This is a genomic window from Spirillospora sp. CA-108201 (assembly GCF_050936235.1).
GTDB lineage: Bacteria > Actinomycetota > Actinomycetes > Streptosporangiales > Streptosporangiaceae > Spirillospora.
Genome location: NZ_JBNJNE010000001.1, coordinates 1,066,405 through 1,091,140, shown reverse-complemented (window position 1 = coordinate 1,091,140; position 24,736 = coordinate 1,066,405). Strand labels below are relative to the sequence as shown.

Genomic DNA, 24,736 nt, shown 5'->3' with positions numbered 1-24,736 from the left:
GCCCGCTACTCGGCGCCCAGCGGCTCGGCCCGCCGCTCCTCCTCGGGGCCGGGCCCCCGCTGGTGCGAGAACTGCGTGCGGTAGAGCTCGGCGTACAGGCCGCCCTCCAGCAGCAGCTCCTCGTGCCGGCCGCGCTCGGCGACCCGGCCGCCGTCGATCACCAGGATCTGGTCGGCCTCCCGGATCGTGGACAGCCGGTGCGCGATCACCAGCGACGTCCGGCCCGCCAGGGCGGTGCGCAGGGCCCGCTGGACGGCCGCCTCGGACTCGGAGTCCAGGTGCGCGGTGGCCTCGTCCAGCACCACCACCGACGGCGCCTTGAGCAGCAGCCGGGCGATCGCGAGCCGCTGCTTCTCCCCGCCCGACAGCCGGTAGCCGCGGTCGCCGACGACGGTGTCCAGCCCCTCGGGCATGTCGGAGACGAGGCCGCCGATGTGCGCGGCCTCCAGCGCGGCGAGGATCTCCTCGTCGGAGGCGTCCGGGCGGGCGTAGCGCATGTTCTCGCGGATCGTGTCGTGGAACAGGTGCGCGTCCTGGCTGACGACGCCGATCTCGGCGCGCAGCGATTCGAGCGTGACGTCGCGGACGTCGGCGCCGCCGATCCGGACCGCGCCGGCGGACACGTCGTACAGCCGCGACACCAGGTGCGTGATCGTCGACTTGCCCGCGCCGGACGGCCCGACGAGCGCGACCAGCTGCCCCGGCGCGGCGGTGAAGTCGACGTCGTGCAGCACCTCCCGGCCGGGCGCGGTGTCGGTGCGCGCGATCGACTCCAGCGAGGCGAGCGACACCTCGTCCGCCGACGGGTAGGCGAACCGGACGTGGTCGAACTCGACCGACGGCGCCTTCGTGAGCGCCGGGCCCGAGCCGTTGCCGGACGGGGCGCGGGCACCGGCCAGATCCCGGGCGTCCTCGCGGTCGCGGACCAGCGGCTTCAGGTCGAGCACCTCGAACACGCGGTCGAAGCTGACGAGGGCGGTCATCACGTCCACGTGCACGTTGGACAGCGCGGTCAGCGGCCCGTACATCCGGGTCAGCAGGGTGGCGAGCGCGACGAGCGTGCCGAGCTCGAAGGTGCCGTCCACCACCAGGTAGCCGCCGACGCCGTAGACCATGGCGGTGGCCAGGGCCGCGACCAGGGTCAGCGCGGTGAAGAAGACGCGCCCGTACATGGCGGCGACGACGCCGACGTCGCGGACGCGGGCGGCGCGGCCGGAGAAGTTCTGCTCCTCCTCGGCGGGACGCCCGTAGAGCTTGGCGAGCATGGCCCCGGCGACGTTGAACCGCTCGGTCATCAGCGAGCCCATCTCGGCGTCCAGCACCATCTGCTCGCGGCTGACCCGCTGCAGCCGCCTGCCGACCCACTTGGCCGGCAGGATGAAGATCGGGAGCAGCAGCAGCGCGATCACCGTGACCTGCCAGGACAGCACGAGCATCGTCACCAGCACCAGGACCAGGCTGATCACGTTGGACACCACCGACGACAGGGTGGTGGTGAGGGCGCGCTGCGCGCCGATGACGTCGTTGTTGAGGCGGCTGACGAGCGAGCCCGTCTGCGCCCGCATGAAGAACGCGACGGGCTGCCGCTGGACGTGCGCGAACACCTGGCTGCGCAGGTCGTAGATGAGCCCCTCGCCGATGCGCGCCGAGTACCAGCGCTGCGCGAGGCCGAGCACGGCCTCCACCAGCGCGAGCCCCGCGACGGCGCCGGCGAGCCAGAGCACGACGCCCGACCGGCCCGGCACGATGCCGCGGTCGATGATCCCCTTGAGCAGCAGCGGGTTGGCGACGACGATCAGCGCGGCCAGCGAGTTCAGCGCGAGGAACAGCGTCAGCTCGCGGACGTAGGGCCGGGCGTAGCCCGCGATCCGCCCGACGGTGCCGGGCGCCAGCTTCTGCCGGGTGACGGTGCTGTCCTTGCGGAACGACGCCATCACCTGCCAGCCGTTGCCCGGCATTCCCGGCATTCCCACGAGCGCCTCCGGTAGAGCGTCGACGTGAACAAGTACGTAATCAAGTAAGCATCTCAGTGTCCGGCGGAGACAACGCGCCCGCGCCCGCCCCTCTTCCCGGCTCCGCTCACGGCGTAACACGCCCCTGGACAAGCCAGTCCCCGGGTGTAACCGTGATCACCACTTTCCGGCTCACACCCCCAGGAGCCCCCCATGAGACGACGCCTCACCGGCGGCGCCGGCGTGATCACCCTCACCGCCGCGCTCGCCGCCGCCACCGTGCTGCCCGCCGCGGCTGCCGGACCCAGCAGGTCCGCGCCCCGGCCACCGGGCGGACGCCAGGTCACGGTGGAGAACGGGGAGACGCAACCGGTGTTCTCCCGCGCCGGCGCCGTCACCCAGACCGTGAACATCGAGACCACCGCCGACAGCGACCGCGACGGCGTCCGGGACCGCGTGCAGCTGCGGATCATGCGTCCCCGGGAGACCGACACCGCCGGGCTCAGGGTCCCGACGATCCTGGAGCCCAGTCCGTACTGGGCCGGGATCAACGACGTCCCGAACCATCCGGTCGACATCGGCGACGCCCGGGCCCGCTCGCTCACCACGACGCGGCGCGACCTGGCCGAGGTCTTCCCCGGCTACTACGACAACTACTTCCTCCCGCGCGGCTACGCCGTGGCCGACCTGGACAGCATCGGGACGGGCGGCTCGACCGGCTGCCCGACCTCCGGGGACCGCAGCGAGCAGGCCGGCGCCAGGGCCGCCGTGGACTGGCTCAACGGCCGGGCCCGGGGCTGGTCGCCGGACGGCGCGCCGGTGAGGGCGACCTGGTCCACCGGGAACGTCGGCATGATCGGGCAGTCCTACGACGGGACGCTGCCGAACATGGCCGCCGCCACGGGGGTCGAGGGGCTGAAGGCCGTCGTCCCGATCGCGGGCATCTCCAGCTGGTACGACTACTACCGCGCGGGCGGCGGCGTGGTCGCCCCCGGCGGCTACCAGGGCGAGGACCTGGACGTCCTGGCCAAGGCCGTGCTGACCCGGAGGGACCCCGAGGTCTGCGCGAAGGTCGTCGACGGCATCGAGGCGGCCCAGGACCGCGAGACCGGCGACTACTCCGAGGTGTGGGCCGAGCGCGACTACGTGGGGCAGGCGCGGAGGGTGCGCGCCGCCGTCATGGTGGTGCACGGGCTCAACGACTGGAACGTCAAGATCAAGAACTCCGTGCAGTGGTGGAACGCGCTGAAGGAGGCGGGCGTGCCGCGCAAGCTGTGGCTCCACCAGGGCGACCACTCCACGCCGTTCCGCTGGCGGGTCGAGGAGTGGCTGCGCCAGACCCTGCACTGGTTCGACCGCTACCTCTACGGCGTCCGCAACGGGATCGAGCGCGAGCCGCGGGTCGACGTCCAGCACGCGGACGGGACGTGGGAGACGGCCGAGGACTGGCCCGTCCCCGGCACCCGCACCGTCCCGGTGAGCCTCAACGCGGGCCCGTCCGGGCAGCCGGGCTCCCTCGGCCTCAGGCCCCGGCCCGGCGCGGCGCAGTCGTTCACGGACGCGGGCAGGACCCGCACGGCCGAGCAGCTCCTGACCAACGAGGACCGGTCCGACCCGAACCGGCTCGCCTACCTGACCGGACCGCTGGCGAGGCCCGTCCGGGTGGACGGCATCCCGTCGGTGTCGCTGCGGGCCTCCCTCGACGGCCGGTCGCCGTACCTGACGGCGCTGCTGGTCGACTACGGCACCGACACCCGTCCCACGGGAGCGCGGGTCGGGACCGGTGAGGAGGTCTGCTACGGCCAGGGCGTGCCGGGCGACTCCGGCTGCACGATCCGGCAGGCGCTGCACACCGAGACCGCCCCCTACAAGATCATCACACGGGGGTGGCTGGACGCCCGGAACCGCCACGACTTCGCCCGGAGCGAGCCGGTCGAGGCGGGGCGGACCTACGCCTTCCGCTGGGACCTCGAACCGACCGACTACACGGTGAAGGCCGGCCACAGGCTCGGCGTGGTCCTGCTGTCCACCGACCACGACTACACGCTCCGCTACCCGGCGGGGACGAAGGTCGCCGTCCGGCCGGGGGTCAGCAGGGTGCTGCTGCCGCTGGCGCCGGGCGGACGGGAGTCGCTCCGGTAGCGCGGCGCGGCGGGCCGGGGGCGGGGAACGCCCCTCCCCCGGCCCGTCCGTTCACGAGCCGAAGACCTCGCGGAGGCGGCCGATCTGCTCGCGGCGCTCGGCGGCGCACTGCTCGTCGAGGGTGTTCTCCGCGGCCTGCCAGAGCAGCCGCTTGGTCGCGGCTGCCGCGCCCGGGTTCACCGCCAGCAGGGCGTCCGCGAGGTCGCGGACGGCGCCCTCCAGGCCGTCGCGCGGGACGACGGTCTCGGCGAGCCCGATCCGGGCCGCCTCGTCGGCGAGGACCGTCCGGGCGGTCAGGCACAGCTCCAGGGCGCGCCCCACCCCCACGATCTCGACCAGCGGCTTGGTACCCGTCAGGTCCGGGACGAGCCCGAGCGCGGGCTCCTTCATGCAGAACCTGGCGTCATCGGCGACCACGCGGATGTCGCAGGCCAGCGCGAGCTGGAAGCCGGCGCCGATGGCGTGGCCGTGCACCGCCGCGACGGAGACGATGTCGGAGCGCCGCAGCCAGGTGTAGCCCTCCTGCAGTTCGGCGATGAAGCGGTCGGTGCCCTCGGCGTCGGCGCCGTCGGTGAACCCCTCGCCGCCTCCGCCGCCGGAGAACATGCCGAGGTCGATGCCGGCCGAGAACGAGGGGCCCTCGCCCCGCAGGACGACGACGCGCACGTCCGAGGGCAGGGAGCGCCCGATCGCGGCGAGTCCGCGCCAGGTCGCGAAGGTCATGGCGTTGCGCCGCTCGGGCCGGTTCAGGGTGACGGTCGCGACCGCGCCGTCCACGTCGAGCCGCAGGCCCGCCTCGTCGAGGCCGGGCGGGACGCCCCCCGCCGCCTCCGGCGCCGTGGCCGTTTCCGGCCTGCCGGCCGTGGTCGCGTCCCCCATGGGTCTTCCTTCCGATGAGCGTTCGGGTCCCGCCCCGCCGTCCACGGGGCGGGACCCGCAATCCTGTCCGCCGCCGCGACCGAACCTTACTCGGTCGGTCGCGGCGCCGGGTCAGGCGGTGCGCTCATCCGGGGGCCGGTGTCCGGTCAGGACTTCTTGCCCCGGGTCGCGCCGCCGCGACCGCGCAGGTTGACGCCGGACTCGGTCAGAATCCGGTGGATGAAACCGTACGAACGGCCGGTGGCGGCTGCCAGGGCGCGGATGCTCTCGCCGGAGTCGTACCTCTTCTTCAGGTCCGCCGCCAGCTTGTCGCGCTCGGCACCGGTCACGCGGGTGCCCTTCTTCAGGGTCTCGGCCACGAGTACCTCCCGTAGTGATGTGGTGACCGCTGCGTTATCCCCCGCCATGATCAGTCATTCCCGCCGGTTCGGCTACCCACTCGGCCAGAAAAGATCTGCGGAAGTCACTCCGCAGGTCACGCGAGGGCCACCAGATCGGCAAACTCGTCACTCCAGATGTCTTCCACACCATCCGGGAGCAAAATCACTCTTTCCGGTGCGAGCGCCTCCACCGCGCCCTCGTCGTGGGTCACCATGACGATCGCCCCGGCGAACGTCCGCAGCGCCGCGAGGATCTCCTCCCGGCTCGCCGGGTCGAGGTTGTTGGTGGGCTCGTCCAGCAGCAGCACGTTGGCGCTGGAGACCACGAGCATCGCCAGCGCCAGCCGGGTCTTCTCACCGCCGGACAGCACTCCGGCGGGCTTGTCGACGTCGTCGCCGGAGAACAGGAACGAGCCGAGGATCTTGCGGACCTCGACCGGCGCCATGCCGGGGGCGGCGGACTGCATGTTCTCCAGGACGGACCGCTCGACCTCCAGCGTCTCGTGCTCCTGGGCGTAGTAGCCGAGCCGCAGCCCGTGCCCGGCCACGACCGACCCCGTGTCGGCCTTGTCGACCCCCGCCAGCAGGCGCAGAAGGGTCGTTTTCCCGGCGCCGTTCAGGCCCAGAATGACGACTCGGCTGCCCCGGTCGATGGCGAGGTCCACGTCGGTGAATATCTCCAAAGATCCGTACGATTTCGACAAACCCTCCGCAGTGAGAGGAGTTTTGCCACAGGAAGCCGGGTCCGGGAAGCGAATTTTGGCCACCTTGTCGGCCTGCCGCTCACCTTCGACGCCCGCCAGCAGTTGCCGGGCCCGCCGGTCCATCTGCTGGGCCGCCTTCGCCTTGGTGGCCTTGGCGCGCATCTTGTCGGCCTGCGACAGCAGGGCCGACGCCTGCCGCTGCGCGTTCGCCGACTCGCGCTTGCGGCGCCGCTCGTCGGTCTCCCGCTGCGCGAGGTACTTCTTCCAGCCGACGTTGTAGATGTCGACCACGCTGCGGTTGGCGTCCAGGTGGAACACCCGGTTGACCACCGCGTCCAGCAGCTCCACGTCGTGGCTGATGACGACGAGGCCGCCCTGGTGGCCCTTCAGGAAGTCGCGCAGCCAGACGATCGAGTCGGCGTCCAGGTGGTTGGTGGGCTCGTCCAGCAGCAGGGTGTCGGCGCCGGAGAACAGGATGCGGGCCAGTTCGACGCGCCGCCGCTGGCCGCCCGACAGCGTGCCGAGCGGCTGGGTCAGCACCCGGTCCGGCAGGCCGAGGCTGGAGGCGATCGAGGCGGCCTCGGCCTCGGCGCTGTAGCCGCCGAGGACGTGCAGCCGCTCCTCCAGCCGGCCGTACCGGCGGACGGCCTTGTCGCGCCCGGCGCCGGTGGCGGTCGCCATCGCCTCCTCGGCGGCGCGCAGCTCGCGGATCACCTCGTCCAGCCCGCGGGCGGACAGGATCCGGTCGCGGGCCAGCTCGTCCAGGTCGACGCCGCGGGGGTCCTGCGGCAGGTAGCCGATCGTCCCGGAGGACGTCACGGCGCCCTGCGCGGGCGGCGCCTCGCCCGCCAGGACCTTGGTGAGCGTGGTCTTGCCGGCGCCGTTGCGGCCGACGAAGCCCACCCGGTCGCCGGGGTTGACCCGGAAGCTGGCGGCCTCGATCAGCAGCCGGGGCCCGGCGCGCAGCTCGATGTCTTTCGCGATGATCACAGTGACAGGGCTCCCCTGACGGACGGCTCGGAGGACAGGCACGAAGAAGCGCGCCGCGCGGTCCTGTGACCGGGGCGCGCTGGGCGGCCTGTCAGTTCGGGAGCGGAACCATTCGCCCAGTGTACGTGAAGCCGGGCCGATCCCGGCCATCGCGGCGTCCGGCGGGGCCCGATGTGTAGACGCGGAGCGCCGGGCCAGGATGGAAGGTGGCGGCGTGCGGCGGGACGACACCGGGGCCACGGTCCCCAGCACCAAGGAGTGTGAGTCGGATGACCCACGTCACGGGCAACGCGCCGGAAGGGACGCCCAACTGGCTGGACATCGGCGTCCCCGATCTCGACCGGGCCAGGACGTTCTACGGGACCCTGCTGGGCTGGCAGTTCCAGGACGCCGGGCCGGAGGCGGGCCACTACAACATGTGCAACCTGCGCGGCGAGGCCGTCGCCGGGATGATGCAGAACCCCGAGGGCGAGGCGGACGTGTTCTGGTGGAGCGTCTACTTCGCCGCAGACGACTGCGACGCGCTCGTCAAGCGCGCCACCGACGGGGGCGGGGAGGTCGTGGTCGCGCCCATGGACGTGATGGACCTCGGCCGCATGGCCGTCCTGCGCGACCCGCAGGGCGCGCATTTCGGCCTGTGGCAGGGCCGCTCCCACTTCGGCTCGCAGATCGTCAACGTCCCGGGCTCGTTCGTCTGGAACGAGCTCGTCACGCGCGACTCGGCCGCGGCCGGAGAGTTCTACAAGGCGGTGTTCGGCTACGAGCTCGAGCAGATGCCGGGCGACATGGAGTACACCGTCCTGAAGCGGGCGGGCGACGGCCGCTACATCGGCGGCATCCTCGGCGGATCCGAGATCGTCCTCGGCGGCGGCGACCGCCCCGCCTCGTCCTGGACGACGTACTTCGCGGTCGACGACGCCGACGAGGCGGTGCGCAGGGTCCGCGCGGGCGGCGGCACCGTCGACTCCGAGCCGCAGGACACCCCGTACGGGAGGTCGGCGGACGTCCGCGACCCCTTCGGGGTCCCGTTCCACGTGATGAGGCCGGCGGAGGAGCCGCAGCCCTGACAAGGCGGGCCGGGGGCCGGACGCGCTCCGTCCGGCCCCCGGCCGCGGTCAGCCCTGGCGCTCGGAGGCGAGCCGCTGCGTGATCGTGTGCTGGAGGCGCTGGAGGCCGGACGTGCCGACCGTCCCGATCTGGCCTTCGAGGTCGCGCAGCAGGACGTCCTCGTTCATCACGACCTCCGACGACTGCATCATCACGGTGCCCTGGCCGGTGAAGTCGAACTGGTGCTCCTCGCCGGACGAGCCGCCGATCCCGAAGATCATCCGGGCGGCGCCGAACGCGCCGCGCATGTAGGAGTGGTCGTAGTGGTGGCAGGGCGAAGGGCAGTCGGCCCAGCCGAGCAGCGCCTGCGGATCGACGCGGATCGGCGGTTCGACGAAGTGCACGGGCCCGTTGGAGGCGGCGACGAACCGCCCCGTGCCGATCAGCGTCAGGAACCCGGGGATGATCGACTGCTTGAGCTCCAGGCCCGGTTCGAAGGCGAGCAGGTTCCCCGCCCGGACGGTGAGGTTGCCCTCCTCCAGGTCGAAGGAGTTGACGTCGAACCCGCGGTCGGCGAGGACGAGCTTGCCCTGCCCCTGCGCGACGATCCAGTCCTGCGCGTACAGCGGGGAGTTGAAGGTGTGCGCGACGAGGGAGTCCAGCGGGCCGGACGACAGCGCCTCGAACTTGATCTGCCCGTAGTAGGCGATCATCTTGCCCTTCTGCGCGAACCACTGCCCGTTGAGGTCGACGCTGAAGGCGTAGGGGTTGACGTTGTCGTTGGACGGCAGCGTCGTGGGGTTCCAGGTCTGCGTCCCGAACGTGCTCACGGTCAGATCTTCCTCTCGCTGGCCTGGACGTAGACGACGCCGGAGCCGCTCAGCTCCAGCTGGAAGCCCTCGCCGGAGCCGCGCCCGATCAGGTCGCGCAGCCCGACCGCCGTGGTGAGCTTGTTCTGCACCTGGCCGCGATGGGCCACGTACGCCTGCGGGTCGACGTGCACGGGACGCTGCGGGGTGATCGGCAGCTCCATCACGCCGCCGTGCGACAGCAGCGCGCACGCGCCGTGCCCGGTGAGCGTCGTGGTGAACAGGCCCTGCCCGGTGACCGCGCCGCGCACGATGCCGCGCACGCCGCCCTGCTCGCCCATGAACATGGTGCCGACCTGGAGGGTCGCGTCGTGCACCAGCAGCCGGTCGGCCTCGGCGTACAGGGTGTCGGCGCCGTTCAGTTCGACGACGGACACGTAGAGCCCGCCGTGGCCGAACATGACGCTGCCCTGGCCGGTGACGTGCATCATCGCGCTGTGCTCGCCGGCGACGGCGCGGCCGAGCGTGCCGCCGATGCCCTGCCCCGCCGTGGTGGTCGGGGCGAACGAGACCGGGCCGGTGTAGGCCAGCATGGCGCCGCGCTTGCTGTAGACCTCCTGCCCCGGGCCGATCTGCACCTGGAGCATCTTGGAGTTGATCGACTGGTAGCCGGGCATCAGATCTCCAGAATCCCGCCGCGCTCGGCCGGCTGGACGTAGACCAGCCCGTGCCCCTGGTACCGGAACTGCACGCTCTCCCCCGATCCCTGACCCATCACCGTCCGCCAGTTGACGTCGGTGACCACGTCCTGCTGCAACTGCCCGTGGTGGCAGACGTAGGCGTGCGGGTCGACGCACAGCGGCGTCTGCGGAGTCACCTCCAGCGCGATGGCCGGCCCCTCCGACAGGACCGCCACCGTCCCGTGCCCGTCGACCTTGGTGGTGGCGAGGCCCTGGCCGGTGCCCATCCCCCGCAGCCCCACGAACTGCACGCCCGTGTGCAGGTTCCCGTCGAGCGCCAGCAGGCTCTCCGACTCCACGAACAGGGTGTCGCCCGTGAGCTGGACGAGCGTCACCTCCGTCGCCTCGCTCGCCAAGTAGACCGTCCCCTGCCCGGTGATCTCCATGAGGGTCATGCCCTCGCCGGCGATCCTGCGCTTGAGGGCGCCGCGCAGCCCCTCGCCGCCCGTCATGCCCTGCCGCTTGAACGCCATCTGGCCCTCGTAGGCCACCATCGCGCCGTTCAGCGCGCGGATCGTCTCGCCGCCGAGGTCGACGGCGAGCATCTTCGAGCCGTTCATTCGAAATTGCGCCACGAAGCGAGAAGATACAGCCCGGCGCGTTGCCGGTCCGCCCGGTGCGCCGATCGGGGAGGATGAGCACATGTGGATCGCTCCCGAACGCCGCAGTCTCAGCCGGTGGGTCGTCCCAGGGCTCGTCCTGGGCGCCGGTGTGGTGGTCGGGGCCGTCCTGGCCGCCGACGGGCGGTCCGGCACGGCCCTCATCGCGCTGGCCTCGTTGGCCGGGTACGCGGGGTATCTCGCCTACCGGCGCAACGAGCCGGCGCTGCCGCTCAGTGAGGGGTTCGGGTCGGGCACCCGGGCCCGCGCGCACCTGCGGGCCGCCGCCATGACGGGCGACGTGCTGACCGTCGCGGTCGTCGGCGGCCTCGTGGTCCAGGCGCTGCGCGGCGCCGACATCACCGCCTACGTGTGGCTGGCGGCCGTCGCGGGCGTCACGTACCTGCTGTCGGCGGTCGCCGGGGGCCGCGGGCTGTGACCGGGCGCCGGCCGGTTGAGCTGCGGGAATAGTGGGTTAACTTCTCCTGACAAATGCGGTTTCGAGGGTTCGCGCGCGGCATGATGCGCCTGTGTCCGCCACCGGCACCATCGATGCGCTCGTCCCGGCCCGGGCCGTGTTCCACCCCGTGGTCGACCTCGGCACGGGCGCCGTCGTCGCCGTGGAGGCGCACGCCGCCCCGCCCGGCCCGGCCGAGGAGCCCGGCCCGTCCGGCGGCGCGCCGCGGCCCGACCCGGCGTCCGGGGACGTCCGGCGCGCGGTCGAGGCGGCGCGCGCGGCCGCCGAGCTGCGCACGCCGCTGCCGCTGCAGATCGGGCTGCGCGCCGAGACCCTCGCGAGCGGCGCGGACCTCCCGGCCGAACTCCACCGCGGCCTCGGCGAGACGGGACGGCGCCCGCAGGAGGTCATCCTGTGCGTCGGCGGGGGCTTCCGCCCGCGCGGCGGCCGGCCCTCGCCGCCGCGCTGTCGGCGCTGCGCCGCGCCGGGTACCCCGTCGGGCTCTCCGGCCTCGGCGCCGCGCACACCCCGCTCGACCTGCTGGTCGACGGCGCCTCCTACCTGCTCAAGCTCGATCCCGGGCTGGCGCGGGCGGCGGCCGCCGACCCGCGCCGCGCGGCGCTCGTGGCGAGCCTGGTCGAGCTGGCGCACCGGCTGGAGACGCACGTCCTGGCGCCGGGCATGGCCACGCGCGAGCAGGTGCTGCACGTGCGCGAGGCCGGAGTCCGGCTCGTCCAGGGCCGGCCCTCGCGCCGCCCGACTGGCGCCCGGGGATGCCCGTGAGCATCCCGGTCACGGGCGAGCGCCCGGCGCCCGCCCGTCCCGGCGCCGGGCTCGGGCCGCGGGTGTCGGAGTTCACCCTCCCCGCGGTGACGCTGCCGCGGACGGCGACCGCCGGCGAGGTGCTGACCGTGCTCAACGCCGAGACCGGCGCCACCAGCGTCGTCCTGGTGGACGAGCGGCAGCGGCCGAGCTACACCGTGGACCGGACGCGCTTCCTGCTCCGGCTGTCGGGCGCGTACGGGCACGCGCTGCACGCGCGCCGGCCCGCCGCGCGGCTCGCCGACCCGCCGCGGCCGGTCCCGCGCACCGTCCCGGCGATCGCCGCGCTGCGGGCCGCCGGCGCCGCGGACGAGCGCGTCTACGACGACCTGGTCGTGGTGGACGAGGTCGGCCGCTGCCTCGGCATCGTCCGGGTGGCCGACCTGATCCGGGCCATGTCGCGCTGAGACCGCCGCTGCGGGCCTAGACGGTCCCGGATGATCCCTTATGCGGATCAAGACCGGAGAGTCCCGTGGCGGCCGCCTCCTGCGCGAGGATGGCCGCCTGGACGCGGCTGCCGAGCCCGAGCTTGCCGAGGATGCGGCTCACATGCGTCTTGGTGGTCGTCTCGGCCATGGCGAGGCGCGCCGCGATCTGCCCGTTCGACAGGCCCTCCCCGAGGCAGGCGAACACCTCGCGCTCGCGCCGGGTCAGCTCCGCCAGCCCCGGCACCTCCGCCGGGACCGCCGGGCGGGCCGCGAAGGCGGCGATCAGCCGGCGGGTGACCCCGGGGGCGATGACGCCCTCCCCCGCCGCGACCGTCCGCACGGCCTCCACCAGCCTGTCGGCGTCGACGTCCTTGAGCAGGAACCCGGCGGCGCCCGCCCGCAGCGCCCCGAACACGTACTCGTCCATGTCGAACGTCGTCAGCACCAGGACCTCGGTGAACGCGGCGATCCGCCGGGTGGCGGCGATGCCGTCCAGACGGGGCATGCGGACGTCCATGAGCACCACGTCGGGGCGCAGCTCGCCGGCCAGCTCCACCGCCCTCGCCCCGTCGGCGGCCTCGCCGACCACCCGGACGTCCGGCGCGGCGCCGAGGATCAGCACCAGCCCCGCCCGCACCGCCGCCTGGTCGTCGGCGACCAGCACCTCGATCACGCCGTCCCGCCCGGTGCTCACGCCACCCCGCCCAGCGAGCCGACGGGCAGCTCGGCGTGCACCCGCCACCGGCCGCCGTCCGGCCCGGCGTCGAACCTCCCGGCGAGCATCACGGCGCGCTCGCGCATCCCGACCAGGCCGCTGCCGGTGCCGGGCAGCCGCGAGCCGCCCCGGCCGAGCGGGCTCAGCACGTCGATCACCACGTGGCCGCCCGCGTACTCCACCCGCACGTCGGCGCACCCGGACCCGGCGTGCTTCAGCGCGTTCGTCAGCGCCTCCTGGACGATCCGGTACGCGGCCAGCTCGACCGCCGCCGGCAGCTCCGGCCGCTCCCCGGCGACCTCCAGGCGGGCCGACAGGTCGGGCCGCGCGGTGTGCCGGACGAGCCGGTCCAGCTCCGCCAGCCGCGGCCGGGCCGCCGGATCCTCGCCGTCGCCCTCCCGCAGCAGCCCGATCATCCGCCGCATCTCGGCGAGCCCCTGCACGCTGTTCTCCCGGATGACCTCCATCGCCCGGTTCACCCCCTCCCGGTCCAGGCCCTGCACCTTCAGCACGGCCGAGGAGTGCAGCGCCACCGCGCTGAGGTGGTTGGCGATCACGTCGTGCAGCTCGCGGGCCATCCGGGCGCGCTCGGCGGTCACGGCGGCCCGCCGGTCCATCTCGGCCAGCCGCGCGACCTGCTCGGCGCGCTCCCGCTCGGCCTCGGCGCGGGACCGGTGCTCCCGGACGGCCATCGCGGTCAGCACCGGCGTCACCCACACCACCCCGGCGACCGACGCCCCGAGCACGCCGACCGCGACGCCGTGCAGCACCGCCGCGCCCGCGACCGCCACCGCCGCGCTCGCCGCGAGCGTCGCCCCGAGCAGCCACTCCGCCGTCCGGCGCCGCCCGTACAGGCTCGCCGCGTACAGCGCGTCCCCGTAGATCATGGCGGTGGCGATGCTCGGCCCGAACGCGACGTCGACGAAGTTGAACGGCGTCGCCACCAGCAGCCCGGTGAGCGGCGCCCTCCGCCTCAGCGGCATCGCCGCGCACAGCCCGAGCAGCGGGACCAGGCGCAGCCGGAACGAGGGGTCCCAGCCGTCGGACCACACGGTGCGGCCGTGCGCCGCGAGCACCACGAGACCGCCCGCGAGCGCCGCGACGGCGATCAGCGCGTCCTGGCGCGTGGTGAGACGTCGGAGCCTGTGCACGGGTCCATCTCAGCATCCCGCCCGGGGTGTCTCGTCCGCCCGGATGAGGAGCGCGCGTACATCCTTCGAATGACCCGCGGAACCTCACCGCAGACGACGATCCGCCCCTGTACCGGGGACGACGATGGGATCCCGGCCGTCGAGAGGGGAGTCCACGTGCTGCTAGGGGTGATCGCCGGATGCGAGGTCGGCTTCTGGGTCCTGCTCGCCGCGGGCCTGCTCGCCCGCTACCCGCTGCGCCTGCGCCGCACCGGCGCGGCGCTCCTGCTGTGCGTCCCGCTGGTCGACCTGGTCCTGCTGGCCGCCACGGCGGTCGACCTGCGCGGCGGCGCGACCGCCGGCGCCGCCCACGGGCTGTCGGCCGCCTACCTCGGCTACTCGGTCGCGTTCGGCCACAGCATGACGCGCTGGGCGGACGAACGCTTCGCCCACCGCTTCGCCGGCGGCCCGCCGCCCACCCGCAGCCCGAAGTACGGGGCGGCGCGCGCCCGCCACGAGTGGCGCGAGTTCGGCAAGGCGGCCCTCGCCACGGCGATCGCCTGCGCCCTGCTCCTGGCGATGATCGCCCTGGTCGGCGACGCCGACCGCACGCGGGCCCTCGACGCGTGGCTGGGGCGCCTCGGATTCGTGCTGGCGATCTGGTCCCTGTGGCCGATCACCACCACCCTGTGGCCGCCGCGGCCGGAGGACGGCCCCGCCCCGGACGCGTGAGGCCGCGCCCGGACGGAGCGCGGCCTCACGGCGTGGTGCGGGTCAGACGTTGAAGCCGAGGGCGCGGAGCTGGTCGCGGCCCTCGTCGGTGATCTTGTCGGGGCCCCACGGCGGGAGCCAGACCCAGTTGATCTTTACGTCCTTGGCGAGGCCCTCCAGCGCGCTGTGGGCCTGGTCCTCGATCACGTCGGTGAGCGGGCAGGCGGCGCTGGTGAGCGTCATGTCCAGGGTGGCGACCTCGTCGGTCAGGTCGACGCCGTACACCAGGCCGAGGTCGACGACGTTGATGCCGAGCTCGGGGTCGACGACGTCCTTGAGGGCCTCCAGGACCTCCTCCTCCTGGGGGGAGGCGGCGGTCGCGGGCACCTCGGCGTCGGGCGTGTCGGTCGCGGGCGTGTCGGTCATGGTGCCTCTCCGAGTGCGCGGGCGGTCGCGTCCTTCCACGCCATCCAGGCGAGCAGGGCGCATTTGATCCGGGCGGGGTACTTGGAGACCCCGGCGAAGGCGACGGCGTCCTCCAGGACGTCCTCGTCGGGCGCGACGTCCTGGCCGCGGGACTGCATCAGCGCCAGGAACTCCTCGCCGACCGCCATCCCCTCCTTGACGGACTTGCCGATCAGGAGGTCGGACATCACCGAGGCGCTGGCCTGGCTGATCGAGCAGCCCATGGCGTCGTAGGACACGTCGGCGACCGTGGCGCCCTGGCCCTCGCCCTCCAGGTGGACGCGAAGCGTCACCTCGTCGCCGCACGTGGGGTTGACGTGGTGCGCCTCCCCCTCGAACGGCTCCCGCAGCCCCTTGTTCAAGGGGTTGCGATAGTGGTCCAGGATGACCTCCTGGTACATCGCCTCCAGCTGCATGGCGTCCTTTCCAAGCTTTTCTCGCTTCAACCCGGGCGCGGCGGGGCGTGTTCCTCAGGCGGTGCCGAAGAACTTCTGCGCCTGCCTTACCCCGTCCGCGAGCGCGTCCACGTCGCCGAGGGTGTTGTAGAGGTAGAACGTCGCGCGGGTGGTCGCCGGGATGCCGAAACGGCGGCAGATCGGCCACGCGCAGTGGTGGCCGACGCGCACCTCGACGCCCAGCTCGTCCAGGACCTGCCCGACGTCGTGCGGGTGGATGCCGTCGACGGTGAACGACACGGCGCCGCCGCGCGCCTCGGTGGTGCCGGGGCCGATGACGCGGACGCCGGGGATCTCGGCGAGCTGCTCCAGCGAGTAGCCGACCAGGGCCTCCTCGTGCGCGTGCACGCGGTCCATGCCGATCTCGGCGAGGTAGTCGCAGGCCACGCCCAGCCCGACCGCCTGCGCGGTCATCGGGACGCCCGCCTCGAACCGCTGCGGCGGCGGCATGAACGTGGTCTCCTCCATGTGGACGACCTCGATCATGGAGCCGCCGGTGATGAACGGCGGCATGGCCTCCAGCAGTTCGCCGCGCCCCCACAGCACGCCGATGCCGGTGGGACCGAGCATCTTGTGCCCGGAGAACACCAGGAAGTCGGCGCCGAGCCGGGCCACGTCCACGGGCTGGTGCGGCACCGACTGCGCGGCGTCCAGCAGGACGAGCGCGCCGACGGCGTGGGCGCGCTCCACGATCCGCTCGATCGGCGGAACGGTCCCGAGCACGTTCGACTGGTGCGTCAACGCGACGATCTTCGTGCGCTCGTTGACGATGCCGTCGAGGTCGTCCAGGTCGAGGCGGCCCTCGTCGGTGATGCCGAACCAGCGCAGGGTGGCGCCCGTCCGCCGGCAGAGCTGCTGCCACGGCACGAGGTTGGCGTGGTGCTCCATCTCCGACACCACGACCTCGTCGCCGGGGCCGACGGCGAACCGCTCGGCCTCCGGCCCGGCGGTGGCCGCGTTGCTCATCGCGTAGGCGACCAGGTTGATGCCCTCGGTGGCGTTCTTGGTGAACACGATCTCGGCGGGCGTCGCGCCGACGAACCGGGCGATCGAGGCGCGGGCGTTCTCGTAGGCCTCCGTCGCCTCCTCGGCGAGCAGGTGCGCCCCGCGGTGCGGCGCCGCGTTGTGCCGCTCGTAGAACTCCCGCTCGGCGTCCAGCACCCGGACGGGCTTCTGCGACGTCGCCCCCGAGTCGAGGTACACCAGCGGGCGGCCGCCGCGGACCGTGCGCTGGAGCAGCGGGAAGTCCTTCTTCAGCTCCTCGGGCAGAAGGCCTCCCGGCCCCCGGGCCGCTCCTGTCATAGGGACGCGCCCGCCTTCACGTACTTCTCGTAGCCCTCGTTCTCCAGCTCGTCGGCCAGCTCCGGCCCGCCCTCGGCGACGACGCGGCCGCCGGCGAACACGTGGACGAAGTCGGGCTTCACGTAGCGCAGGATGCGCGTGTAGTGGGTGATGAGCAGGACGCCGGTGTCGCCGGAGGCGAACCGGTTGACGCCCTCGGAGACGACCTTGAGCGCGTCGACGTCGAGGCCGGAGTCGGTCTCGTCCAGCACGGCGACCTTCGGCTTCAGCATCTCCAGCTGCAGGATCTCGTGCCGCTTCTTCTCACCGCCGGAGAAGCCCTCGTTCAGGCTGCGCTGCGCGAACGCCGGGTCGATGGACAGGGCGTCCATCGCGGCCTTCATCTCCTTGGAGAACTCGCGCAGCTTCGGGGCCTCGCCGCGCACGGCGGTGACGGCCGAGCGCAGGAAGTTGGACACCGAGACGCCGGGCACCTCGACCGGGTACTGCATCGCCAGGAACAGCCCGGCGCGGGCGCGCTCGTCGACCGACATGGCCAGGACGTCCTCGCCGTCCAGCGTGACCGAGCCGGACGTCACCTCGTACTTCGGGTGGCCCGCGACCGCGTAGGCGAGGGTGGACTTGCCGGAGCCGTTCGGCCCCATGATCGCGTGGGTCTCGCCGGCCTTCACGGTCAGGTCGACCCCGCGCAGGATCTCCTTCGCGCCGTCGGAGCCGTCGCCGACGGAGACGTGGAGGTCGCGGATCTCAAGGGTGGCCATAGTGCGTGTAGTCCTTCGTCGTGCGGTCAGTCGTCGCCGGCGAGCGAGACGTAGACCTCGCCGTCCTCGACCCTGACCTTGTAGGTGGCGACCGGCTGCGTGGCCGGCGGGTTGGTGGGCTTGCCGCTGCGAAGGTCGAAGCAGGACCCGTGCAGCCAGCACTCGATGGTGCCGTTGTAGACCTCGCCCTCGGAGAGCGAGACCTCGGCGTGCGAGCAGATGTCGTTCAGCGCGAACACGTCGTCGCCGCTTCGCGCGATCGCGACGGGCGTGTCGTCGACCTCGACGCCGAGCGCCCCCTCGGCGGGGACCTCGTCCAGCGCGCACACCTTCACGTAGGTCACTTGGCCGCTCCCAGGTCCAGCTCCGCCTCGATCGCCTCGCGCACCTTCTCGCGCACCTCGGCGACCTCGATGCGCTCGACGAGCTGGCCGAGGAAGCCCCGGACCACCATGCGGCGCGCCGCGTCGAAGGTGATGCCGCGCGCCTGGAGGTAGAACAGGTGCTCGTCGTCCAGCCGCCCGGACGCCGAGGCGTGCCCGGCGCCGGCGACCTCGCCGGTGAGGATCTCCAGGTTCGGCACCGAGTCGACCCGCGTCCCGTCGGTGAGCACGAGGTTGCGGTTCAGCTCGTAGGTGTCGGTGCCCTCGGCCTCCGCGCGGATGATCACGTCGCCGATCCAGACGGCGTGCGCGTCCCGGTCCTGGAGGGCGCCGCGGTAGTCGACGCGGCTGCGGCAGTGCGGGACGGCGTGGTCGACCAGGAGGCGGTGCTCCAGGTGCTGGCCGCCGTCGGCGAAGTACACCCCGTACAGCTCGGCGTCGCCGCCGGGCCCGTCGTAGGAGACGGACGGGGAGATCCGCACGACGTCGCCGCCGAGCGAGACGTTGTGCGAGACGAACCGGGCGTCGCGGCCGAGCCTCGCGTGCTGGTGCGAGACGTGGACGCCGTCGTCCGCCCAGTCCTGCAGGCTGATCACCGACAGGCGGGCGCCGTCGCCGACGACGAACTCGAGGTTGTCGGCGTAGGTCGCCGAGCCCCGGTGCGCCAGCACGACGGTGGCCTCGGCGAAGGGCTCCAGGACGACCGTGGTGTGCCCGTAGGCGGCGGCCGAGGCGTCCTCGCCGCGCAGCCGCAGCACCGTAGGCGCCGACGCGACGGTCTCCTTCGGGACGGTCACGACCGTGGCCTGGGTGAAGGAGTGCCACGCCTGGGCGCTGACCCGGTCGGCGGGGACGTAGGCCCGGCCGAGGCGCTCGTCGTCGCGGCCGACGGTCTCGACCGTCACCTCCGGCGCCGCCTCGACCTCCAGCAGGACCTTGCCGCCGTCCTCGGCCGTGCCGTTGTGCAGCCCGCGCAGGCGGCGCAGCGGGGTGAACCGCCACTCCTCCTCGCGGCCCGTGGGCACGTCGAAGTCGGCGACCTCGTAGGACGCCTTCTCGTGCAGCGTCGAGAGAGGCTTCTGCTCCAGCCCCATCAGCCGACGGCTCCTTCCATCTGCAGCTCGATGAGCCGGTTCAGCTCCAGGGCGTACTCCATCGGCAGCTCGCGCGCGATCGGCTCGACGAACCCGCGCACGATCATCGCCATCGCCTCGTCCTCGGTGAGGCCGCGGCTCATCAGGTAGAACAGCTGCTGCTCGGACACCTTGGAGACGGTGGCCTCGTGGCCCATCTCCACGTCGTCCTCGCGGACGTCGACGTAGGGGTAGGTGTCGGACCGGCTGATCTGGTCGACCAGCAGCGCGTCGCACTTGACCGTGGACTTGCTGTGCTCGGCGCCCTCCTGGATCTGCACCAGCCCGCGGTAGGAGGTGCGGCCGCCGCCGCGCGCCACCGACTTGGAGATGATGCTGCTGGAGGTGTTCGGCGCGGCGTGCACCATCTTCGCGCCGGCGTCCTGGTGCTGGTCCTCGCCCGCGAACGCGATCGACAGCGTCTCGCCCTTGGCGTGCTCGCCGAGCAGGTAGATCGCCGGGTACTTCATCGTGACCTTGGAGCCGATGTTGCCGTCGACCCACTCCATGGTGGCGCCCTCGTAGGCGACGGCGCGCTTGGTCACCAGGTTGTAGACGTTGTTCGACCAGTTCTGGATCGTCGTGTAGCGGACGCGGGCGTCCTTCTTCACGACGATCTCGACGACGGCCGAGTGCAGCGAGTCGGACTTGTAGATCGGGGCGGTGCAGCCCTCGACGTAGTGGACGTAGGAGCCCTCGTCGGCGATGATCAGCGTCCGCTCGAACTGGCCCATGTTCTCGGTGTTGATCCGGAAGTAGGCCTGGAGCGGGATCTCCACGTGCACGCCCGGCGGGACGTAGATGAACGAGCCGCCCGACCACACGGCGGTGTTGAGCGCGGCGAACTTGTTGTCGCCGACCGGGATCACCGAGCCGAAGTACTCCTGGAAGATCTCCGCGTGCTCGCGCAGGCCGGTGTCGGTGTCGACGAAGATGACGCCCTTCTCCTCAAGGTCCTCGCGGATCTTGTGGTAGACGACCTCCGACTCGTACTGGGCGGCGACGCCGGCGATGAGGCGCTGCTTCTCCGCCTCGGGGATGCCGAGCTTGTCGTAGGTGTTCTTGATGTCCTCGGGAAGCTCCTCCCAGGACGTGGCCTGCTGCTCGGTGGAGCGCACGAAGTACTTGATGTTCTCGAAGTCGATGCCCGTGAGGTCGGAGCCCCAGGTGGGCATCGGCTTCTTGCTGAACAGCCGCAGCCCCTTGAGGCGCAGGTCGAGCATCCACTCAGGCTCGTTCTTCTTGGCCGAGATGTCGCGGACGACGTCCTCGTTCAGGCCGCGCCGGGCCGAGGCGCCGGCGGCGTCCGAGTCGGCCCAGCCGAACTTGTACCTGTCGAGCCCTTCGAGCTCCGGGTGGGCTGCCGTAGTCATAGGGAGGTCCCTCCGGACTCCTCGTCACTGGTCAGATGCGTTGCCGCGGACGCCCCCTCGTCCGCCGCGTCCCCGCCAGGGGCGGCGTGCGCGGCGCGGGCGCCGCCCTCGCCGGTCTCGCCGGTCCCGCAGAGCGAGCGGGAGCTGACGTGGGTGGTGCAGATGCCGTCGCCGTGCGCGATCGTGGCGAGCCGCTGCACGGGAGTGCCCAGCAGCCGGCTGAAGGCCTCGGTCTCGGCCTCGCACAGCTGGGGGAACTCCGCCGCGACGTGCGCGACCGGGCAGTGGTGCTGGCACAGCTGCTCGCCGCCGCCCGGCTGGGGCGCCTTGGCGGCGGCGGCCGCGTAGCCGTCCCCCGACAGGGCCTCGGCGAGCGTACGGACGCGCTGGTGGGGCGGCGCGTCCTGGACGACGGGCCGGTACCGGCGCTCCAGGTCGGCGATCTGCCGCCGGGCGAACTCGGCGACCGCGTGGTCGCCGGCCGTCTCGGCGAGGAACCGCAGGGCGCTGGTCGCCAGGTCGTCGTAGGCGTGCACGAAGGCGCTGCGCCCGGCGTCGGTGATGGCGAACCACTTGGCGGGGCGGCCCCGGCCGCGCCGGGACTGCGGCACCCGCGCCTTGCGGACCTCGATCATGCCCTCGGCCAGCAGCGCGTCCAGGTGCCGCCGGATCGCCGCCGGCGTGAGGCCGACGCGCTCCCCGAGCGTGGACGCGGTGACGGGGCCGTGTTCGAGGATCAGCCTGGCCACCCGGGCGCGGGTGTCGCGCTCGGGCTGGCCGGACGGCACGCCGACAGAGCGCGCGGCGGCGCCCCCGGTGCTCGTCTGATCCTCGCCCACGTTTTTCACAACATCAGTGTGCCGTAATTACTTCCCGCGAAACACCGGATTCCCGATGTCGTAGCTCACGCAGGTAAGCCTTACCTAAGCCGGACGTTCGCCGGAGGACTCGTCTGGGCCCGCCCCCGTCCCGCGCGGCAGCACCAGCACCGGGCACGGCGCGGCCCGGACGATCTTGCCGGAGCCCTCCCCGAGGAACACCTTGCGCAGCGGCCCGTGACGGCCGGGCAGGCAGGCGACGATTTCTCCCGGCAGCATATCCACGGCGTCGAGCGTGCCCGCGACGCCGGTCCCGACCTCCGCGAGGCGCTCCACCGGCATCCCGTCCCCCAGGCGGGCCCCGAGCAGGCCCGCCGCCTCCCGCAGGTCCTCGTCGGCCTGGGCGACCTGGCGGTCCAGGGCGCCGCCGACGCCGCCGCCCAGCCTGACCGCGAGGGCGGCCGGGCGCAGCACCAGCGTCAGCAGCCGCATCGGCAGCCCCAGCGTCCGCGCGAGCGCGGCGGCGGCCAGCAGCGGGCCCTCGACGTCGCGGCGGGGCCAGAACGCCACGGTCATCCGCTCCAGCCGCCGCGCCGCGCGGTCGGGCCCCAGGGCCCGGTGGTGGCGCAGCGACTCGCCGGCGTACCCGCGCGGCGCCAGCATGACCGGCACGGGCGAGTCGTGCAGGAGCTGGTCGGCGGTGCTGCCGATGGCGATCCGGCCGCGGCGGCCGCCCGGCGCCGAGCCGATGACGACCAGATCGGCGCCCACCTCCCGCGCGACCTCGATGAGGCCGCGCCCGCTGCCCCGGTGGGCGCGCACCCGCGGGTCCACCTCCGGCCGCGGCACCTGGAGCTCGCCGAGCCGCGCGGTGGCCCCGGCCAGCGCCTCCTCGGCCTGGCTCCTGAGGTAGGCGACCCACTCGGCGTCCACCGAGGCGGCGCCGCGCGCGGGCCAGGCGGGCGGATGGACGTTGACGACCGTCAGCGGCGCCAGGCGGCGCGACCGGTCCGCCGACCGGATCAGCGCGGCCAGGGCCAGGGCGTCGTCGCCGCGCTCGTCGGGCGAGTACCCGACCACCACGCGCAGCCCGTCCGGCTCCCCGCCCCGCGTTCCGCTGCCCCGCGGTTCACTCTCGTTCGGTTCACTCATGCGGGCTCCCTCCGATGGGCCCTGCGTTGCGGGCGGCCAGGCGCGAGTGGCGGCGGCCGTACAGGAAGTAGGCGACCAGGCCGACGGCGGTCCAGATCGCGAAGACGGTCCAGGTGACGCTGCCGAGGCCGACCATCAGGTACACGCACAGCGCGACGCCGAGCAGCGGCGTCACCGGGTACAGCGGCGCGCGGAAGCTGCGCGGCAGGTCCGGCCGGGTGCGGCGCAGGACGATCACGCCGACGCTGACCAGGGCGAACGCGAACAGCGTCCCGATGCTGGTGGCGTCGACCAGCCGGCCGAGCGGGATCACCGCGGCGAGGATCCCGATGAACGCCGCCACGATGGCGGTGTTGGCGACCGGCACCCTGCGCCGGGGGCTCACCTTCTGGAAGACGTGCGGGACGAGCCCGTCCCGCGACATCGCGAACAGGATGCGGGTCTGCCCGTACATGACGGTGAGCACGACGCTGGCGATGGCGACCACCGCGCCCAGGGACAGGACGGCCGAGGGCCACGCCTTCCCGCTCACTGAGTCCAGCACCTGCGCCAGCGAGGCCTCGGAGCCGCTGAGCGAGAACCGCGTCCAGTTCATGGCGCCCACCGCGGCGAGCCCGACCAGGACGTACAGGGCGGTCACGATGACCAGCGAGAGGATGATCGCGAGGGGCAGGTCGCGGCGGGGGTTCCTCGCCTCCTCGCCCGCGGTGGAGGCGGCGTCGAAGCCGATGTAGGAGAAGAACACCTTGGAGCCGGCCGCGCTGATGCCCGCCCACCCCATGGGCGCGAACGGGGACATGTTCCCCGCGCGGAACGCCGTGAAGGCGATCGCGCAGAAGAACAGCAGCACCGCGATCTTGAGGAACACCATGACCGTGTTCGCGGCGGCGCTCTCGGACGTGCCGCGCAGCAGCAGCAGCGTGGCGAACAGCACCACGATCACCGCCGGGACGTTGACGAGGCCGCCCTCCCCGGGCGGGTTGCTGATCTGCGCCGGGATCATGAAGCCCGCCACGCCGTCGAGGAAGGCGTTGAGGTAGGAGCCCCAGCCGACCGCCACGGCCGACACCGAGACGGCGTACTCCAGCAGCAGGCACCAGCCGCAGACCCACGCGACCAGCTCGCCCAGCGTCGCGTAGGCGTAGGAGTAGGACGAGCCTGACACGGGGATGGTCCCGGCCAGCTCGGCGTACGAGAGCGCCGAGAACAGGGCGGTGACGGCGGCGAGGACGAACGACAGCACGACCGCGGGCCCGGCCAGCGGGACCGCCTCGCCCAGGACCACGAAGATGCCGGTGCCGAGGGTCGCGCCGACGCTGAACAGCGTGAGCTGCAGCAGGCTCATCGTGCGCCGCAGCTCGCCGCCCTCGCCGTGCCCGCCCTCGGCGACGATCAGGTCGACGGGCTTGGTCCGCAGCAGGCTGCGCGCGAAGGCCTCCGGCGCCGCCCCGGTCACAGGGTGCTCGCCAGCGGCCAGGTGGCGTTCGGGGTGACGATCGTCCCCGCGGTCCCCTCCAGGATCCGCTCGCACTGGTCGAGCATCCCGATCGCGGCCATGTCGCCCGTCCGCTCGACGAAGCTCACCGCCGCCTCGACCTTCGGGCCCATCGACCCCGCGGGGAAGTCCTCGCCGCGCAGCTCGTACGGCGTCGTGTGGGTGATCTCCTCCTGCCTCGGCGTTCCGTAGTGGCGCATCACGCGGGGCACGTCGGTGAGGATGAGCAGCGCGTCGGCGTCCATGCTCTCGGCGAGGACGGCCGCGGTGGAGTCCTTGTCGACCACCGCCTCGACGCCCTCCAGCCGCCCCACGTCGTTGCGGAAGACCGGGACGCCGCCGCCGCCCGCGCACACCACCACCGTGCCGAGCCGGACCAGCTCCCTGATCAGCCGCGTCTCGATCACCCGCTGCGGACGCGGGGACGGCACCACGCGGCGCCAGCGGTCCCCGTCGGCCCGGACGGTCCAGCCGTACTCGGCGGCGAGCTTCTCCGCCTCCTCCCGCTCGTAGACCTGGCCGACGAACTTGGTGGGGTTCCCGAACGCCGGGTCCACCGCCGACACCAGCGTCTGGTTGATCATCGCCATCACCTGGCGGCCGGGCAGCGCGTTCTGCAGCGCCTGGAGCATCCAGTAGCCGATCATGCCCTGGGTCTCGGCGCCGATCGTGTCCAGCGGGTAGGGCCGGGTCAGGTTCGGGTCGTTGACGCTCTCCAGCGCCAGCACCCCGACCTGCGGCCCGTTCCCGTGCGTGATGATCAGCTCGTGCCGCTCGGCGAGCGGCGCCAGCGACCGCACGGCCCGGTCGACGTTGCCGCGCTGGAGCTCGGCGTCGGGCGTCTGCCCCCGCTCGACCAGCGCGTTCCCTCCGAGCGCGACGACCACGCGCATG

General features: G+C 73.0%; 26 protein-coding genes. 6 read left to right on the top strand and 20 right to left on the bottom strand.

Annotation, left to right across the window (positions count from 1 at the left end):
- Nucleotides 1-5: 5 nt before the first annotated feature.
- The gene (locus ACQEU6_RS05230; RefSeq protein WP_499340093.1) at nt 6-1,967 is read right to left on the bottom strand and encodes an ABC transporter ATP-binding protein; all 1,962 of its coding nucleotides are present in this window, start codon (nt 1,965-1,967) and stop codon (nt 6-8) included.
- Nucleotides 1,968-2,165: 198 nt separating this feature from the next.
- On the opposite strand from ACQEU6_RS05230, the gene ACQEU6_RS05225 reads away from it, so the two are divergent.
- Nucleotides 2,166-4,094, top strand: coding sequence for a Xaa-Pro dipeptidyl-peptidase (locus ACQEU6_RS05225; RefSeq protein WP_499329450.1), 1,929 nt, complete (start codon nt 2,166-2,168; stop codon nt 4,092-4,094).
- Between the two features lie 51 nt (nt 4,095-4,145).
- Here the strand turns inward: ACQEU6_RS05225 and ACQEU6_RS05220 are convergent, their stop codons facing one another.
- From ACQEU6_RS05220 to ACQEU6_RS05210, 3 genes are all read right to left on the bottom strand, one after another.
- Nucleotides 4,146-4,973: an enoyl-CoA hydratase/isomerase family protein gene (locus tag ACQEU6_RS05220; RefSeq protein WP_499329449.1), complete on the bottom strand. Its 828-nt coding sequence runs from the start codon at nt 4,971-4,973 to the stop codon at nt 4,146-4,148.
- 146 nt (nt 4,974-5,119) lie between these two features.
- Nucleotides 5,120-5,332, bottom strand: a complete 213-nt coding sequence (locus ACQEU6_RS05215; protein ID WP_021596738.1) for a helix-turn-helix domain-containing protein — start codon at nt 5,330-5,332, stop codon at nt 5,120-5,122.
- Between the two features lie 116 nt (nt 5,333-5,448).
- Nucleotides 5,449-7,047 (bottom strand): ABC-F family ATP-binding cassette domain-containing protein, encoded by a 1,599-nt coding sequence (locus ACQEU6_RS05210; protein WP_499329448.1) that lies wholly within the window; start codon nt 7,045-7,047, stop codon nt 5,449-5,451.
- A 269-nt stretch (nt 7,048-7,316) separates the two neighbouring features.
- Here ACQEU6_RS05210 and ACQEU6_RS05205 point away from each other — a divergent pair, with 269 nt between their 5' ends.
- The gene (locus ACQEU6_RS05205; protein ID WP_499329447.1) at nt 7,317-8,114 is read left to right on the top strand and encodes a VOC family protein; all 798 of its coding nucleotides are present in this window, start codon (nt 7,317-7,319) and stop codon (nt 8,112-8,114) included.
- A 48-nt stretch (nt 8,115-8,162) separates the two neighbouring features.
- On the opposite strand, the gene ACQEU6_RS05200 is transcribed toward ACQEU6_RS05205, so the two are convergent.
- From ACQEU6_RS05200 to ACQEU6_RS05190, 3 genes are read right to left on the bottom strand one after another with little or no spacing between them, the layout of a single operon-like run.
- Entirely contained in the window at nt 8,163-8,924 is a 762-nt protein-coding gene (locus tag ACQEU6_RS05200; RefSeq protein WP_499329446.1) for an AIM24 family protein, read from the bottom strand.
- Between the two features lie 2 nt (nt 8,925-8,926).
- A complete protein-coding gene (locus ACQEU6_RS05195; protein WP_499329445.1) occupies nt 8,927-9,580 on the bottom strand; it encodes an AIM24 family protein in 654 nt (217 codons plus the stop codon).
- Entirely contained in the window at nt 9,580-10,218 is a 639-nt protein-coding gene (locus ACQEU6_RS05190) for an AIM24 family protein (protein WP_499329444.1), read from the bottom strand. Before ACQEU6_RS05190 ends, ACQEU6_RS05195 begins: the two co-directional genes overlap by 1 nt.
- Nucleotides 10,219-10,285: 67 nt before the next feature.
- Between ACQEU6_RS05190 and ACQEU6_RS05185 the strand changes: the two genes are divergently transcribed.
- The 3 genes from ACQEU6_RS05185 (at nt 10,286) to ACQEU6_RS05175 (ending at nt 11,928) form a co-directional block, all read left to right on the top strand.
- Complete coding sequence (locus tag ACQEU6_RS05185; protein WP_499329443.1) at nt 10,286-10,681, top strand: ABC transporter permease; 396 nt, start codon at nt 10,286-10,288, stop codon at nt 10,679-10,681.
- 432 nt (nt 10,682-11,113) lie between these two features.
- Nucleotides 11,114-11,482 carry an EAL domain-containing protein gene (locus ACQEU6_RS05180; RefSeq protein ID WP_499329442.1) on the top strand — a complete coding sequence of 123 codons (369 nt, stop codon included), beginning with the start codon at nt 11,114-11,116 and terminating at the stop codon, nt 11,480-11,482.
- Entirely contained in the window at nt 11,479-11,928 is a 450-nt protein-coding gene (locus ACQEU6_RS05175; RefSeq protein WP_499329441.1) for a CBS domain-containing protein, read from the top strand. The genes ACQEU6_RS05180 and ACQEU6_RS05175 overlap by 4 nt, the downstream gene beginning before the upstream one ends.
- Before the next feature lie 16 nt (nt 11,929-11,944).
- Here ACQEU6_RS05175 and ACQEU6_RS05170 read toward each other — a convergent pair whose 3' ends face one another.
- Both ACQEU6_RS05170 and ACQEU6_RS05165 read right to left on the bottom strand, forming a co-directional pair.
- Nucleotides 11,945-12,622, bottom strand: coding sequence for a response regulator (locus tag ACQEU6_RS05170; RefSeq protein WP_499340092.1), 678 nt, complete (start codon nt 12,620-12,622; stop codon nt 11,945-11,947).
- A gap of 17 nt (nt 12,623-12,639) precedes the next feature.
- Nucleotides 12,640-13,815, bottom strand: a complete 1,176-nt coding sequence (locus ACQEU6_RS05165) for a sensor histidine kinase (RefSeq protein WP_499329440.1) — start codon at nt 13,813-13,815, stop codon at nt 12,640-12,642.
- Nucleotides 13,816-13,971: 156 nt separating this feature from the next.
- On the opposite strand from ACQEU6_RS05165, the gene ACQEU6_RS05160 reads away from it, so the two are divergent.
- Nucleotides 13,972-14,526 carry a hypothetical protein gene (locus tag ACQEU6_RS05160; protein ID WP_499329439.1) on the top strand — a complete coding sequence of 185 codons (555 nt, stop codon included), beginning with the start codon at nt 13,972-13,974 and terminating at the stop codon, nt 14,524-14,526.
- A 42-nt stretch (nt 14,527-14,568) separates the two neighbouring features.
- Here the strand turns inward: ACQEU6_RS05160 and ACQEU6_RS05155 are convergent, their stop codons facing one another.
- The 11 genes from ACQEU6_RS05155 to arcC all read right to left on the bottom strand — a co-directional run bounded on the left by ACQEU6_RS05155 (nt 14,569) and on the right by arcC (nt 24,735).
- Nucleotides 14,569-14,931 carry a metal-sulfur cluster assembly factor gene (locus ACQEU6_RS05155; RefSeq protein WP_499329438.1) on the bottom strand — a complete coding sequence of 121 codons (363 nt, stop codon included), beginning with the start codon at nt 14,929-14,931 and terminating at the stop codon, nt 14,569-14,571.
- Nucleotides 14,928-15,386, bottom strand: coding sequence for a Fe-S cluster assembly sulfur transfer protein SufU (gene sufU / locus ACQEU6_RS05150; RefSeq protein WP_499329437.1), 459 nt, complete (start codon nt 15,384-15,386; stop codon nt 14,928-14,930). Before sufU ends, ACQEU6_RS05155 begins: the two co-directional genes overlap by 4 nt.
- A 54-nt stretch (nt 15,387-15,440) precedes the next feature.
- Nucleotides 15,441-16,727, bottom strand: coding sequence for a cysteine desulfurase (locus ACQEU6_RS05145; RefSeq protein ID WP_499329436.1), 1,287 nt, complete (start codon nt 16,725-16,727; stop codon nt 15,441-15,443).
- The gene (gene sufC / locus ACQEU6_RS05140; protein ID WP_149258180.1) at nt 16,724-17,488 is read right to left on the bottom strand and encodes a Fe-S cluster assembly ATPase SufC; all 765 of its coding nucleotides are present in this window, start codon (nt 17,486-17,488) and stop codon (nt 16,724-16,726) included. The genes ACQEU6_RS05145 and sufC overlap by 4 nt, the downstream gene beginning before the upstream one ends.
- A 26-nt stretch (nt 17,489-17,514) precedes the next feature.
- Nucleotides 17,515-17,832: a non-heme iron oxygenase ferredoxin subunit gene (locus ACQEU6_RS05135; protein WP_499329435.1), complete on the bottom strand. Its 318-nt coding sequence runs from the start codon at nt 17,830-17,832 to the stop codon at nt 17,515-17,517.
- Nucleotides 17,829-18,965, bottom strand: coding sequence for a Fe-S cluster assembly protein SufD (gene sufD / locus ACQEU6_RS05130; RefSeq protein WP_499329434.1), 1,137 nt, complete (start codon nt 18,963-18,965; stop codon nt 17,829-17,831). Before sufD ends, ACQEU6_RS05135 begins: the two co-directional genes overlap by 4 nt.
- On the bottom strand, nt 18,965-20,377 hold the full coding sequence (sufB, locus tag ACQEU6_RS05125) for a Fe-S cluster assembly protein SufB (protein ID WP_499329433.1): 1,413 nt from the start codon (nt 20,375-20,377) through the stop codon (nt 18,965-18,967). Before sufB ends, sufD begins: the two co-directional genes overlap by 1 nt.
- Entirely contained in the window at nt 20,374-21,165 is a 792-nt protein-coding gene (locus ACQEU6_RS05120) for a helix-turn-helix transcriptional regulator (RefSeq protein ID WP_499340091.1), read from the bottom strand. Before ACQEU6_RS05120 ends, sufB begins: the two co-directional genes overlap by 4 nt.
- A 135-nt stretch (nt 21,166-21,300) precedes the next feature.
- Nucleotides 21,301-22,347 carry a universal stress protein gene (locus tag ACQEU6_RS05115; RefSeq protein WP_499329432.1) on the bottom strand — a complete coding sequence of 349 codons (1,047 nt, stop codon included), beginning with the start codon at nt 22,345-22,347 and terminating at the stop codon, nt 21,301-21,303.
- The gene (locus tag ACQEU6_RS05110) at nt 22,340-23,803 is read right to left on the bottom strand and encodes an amino acid permease (RefSeq protein ID WP_499329431.1); all 1,464 of its coding nucleotides are present in this window, start codon (nt 23,801-23,803) and stop codon (nt 22,340-22,342) included. Before ACQEU6_RS05110 ends, ACQEU6_RS05115 begins: the two co-directional genes overlap by 8 nt.
- The gene (gene arcC / locus ACQEU6_RS05105) at nt 23,800-24,735 is read right to left on the bottom strand and encodes a carbamate kinase (protein ID WP_499329430.1); all 936 of its coding nucleotides are present in this window, start codon (nt 24,733-24,735) and stop codon (nt 23,800-23,802) included. Before arcC ends, ACQEU6_RS05110 begins: the two co-directional genes overlap by 4 nt.
- Nucleotide 24,736: the final 1 nt, after the last annotated feature.